Annotated in this window: 1 protein-coding gene; it reads right to left on the minus strand. The window is 41.9% G+C overall.

Translation table 11 applies throughout. The features are described from left to right. Positions 1-1136, minus strand: a 1136-nt coding sequence (locus tag ACERII_RS25845) for an ammonium transporter (protein ID WP_373645861.1), incomplete at its 3' end; no start/stop codon positions are given. Between the last annotated feature and the right edge of the window lie 19 nt (positions 1137-1155).

Below are 1155 nucleotides of genomic sequence, written 5' to 3' on the forward strand. Positions count from 1 at the left end.
ACTTTCAAAATGATAAAGGATAGAACGAAAGCGAATAAACCAGAAGATACAACCCCGATGACTTGAACTCCTAATTGCCCGAATCCACCGCCATAGAATAATCCTGCAGATCCACCGTTCATTGCAGCAAGTTCTGGTGTTGCAAAGAAACCTGTGGAAACTGTTCCCCAAATACCTGCAGTACCATGAACAGATAAAGCGAAGATTGGATCATCAATTTTCATCTTCTCAAAGAATTTCATGCTTCCATAAACTAAAATTCCAGCGATAATACCTATTACCACAGATGCCCAAGGAGCTACGAATGCACACGATGCTGTGATTGCAACTAGACCTGCTAATGCACCATTTAACATTGTAGGAACATCTGCCTTACCTGATAACGCCCATACGATGAACATCGCTGCAATAGCACCTGCTGATGCTGCTAACATTGTTGTCAGAGCGACATACCCGAAGAATGCATCTGCAACCTCTAATGTACTACCTGCGTTAAATCCAAACCAACCTACCCAAAGTACGAGAACACCTAATGCTGTATATACTTGGTTATGTCCAGCTAACTCGTTTGCAGAACCATCTTTGTTGAATTTACCAATACGTGGTTTTAAAATAATGGTTGCTGCTAATGCTGCCATGGCACCAGTTAAGTGAACTACTGTGGAACCAGCAAAGTCTTGTTTTCCTAACTCAGATAACCAGCCTCCACCCCAAATCCAGTGGGCTACGATAGGATAAACAACTGCCGAGAACGCTACTGCGAAAACAAGGTATGCCGTTAGTTTCGCACGTTCAGCGAAACCACCGAAAGCAATTGTTAAAGCAATTGCTGCGAACGCTAATTGGAACATAAAGTCCACGGCAGGAGCTAAATCTTCCCCAGCAGAATAATCACCATAAAAGAAGTCAGATAAACCGATAAATGCATTTCCTTCTCCGTAAATAAAGCCCCAGCCTACTGCCCAGAAAACGAGTGATGCAATACCTACCGTGAAAATTGTCTTTCCTGCAATGTGTCCTGCATTTTTCATTCTTGTTGAACCAGCCTCCAGCAGGATAAATCCACCTTGCATAAGTAAAACTAGTGTGAAACAAATAATAATCCATAAGTTATTCATTAAATAAATCGGATCCATAATTGCACCTCTCCCTTTT

This window comes from Evansella sp. AB-rgal1 (assembly GCF_041820985.1).
GTDB lineage: Bacteria > Bacillota > Bacilli > Bacillales > Salisediminibacteriaceae > Evansella.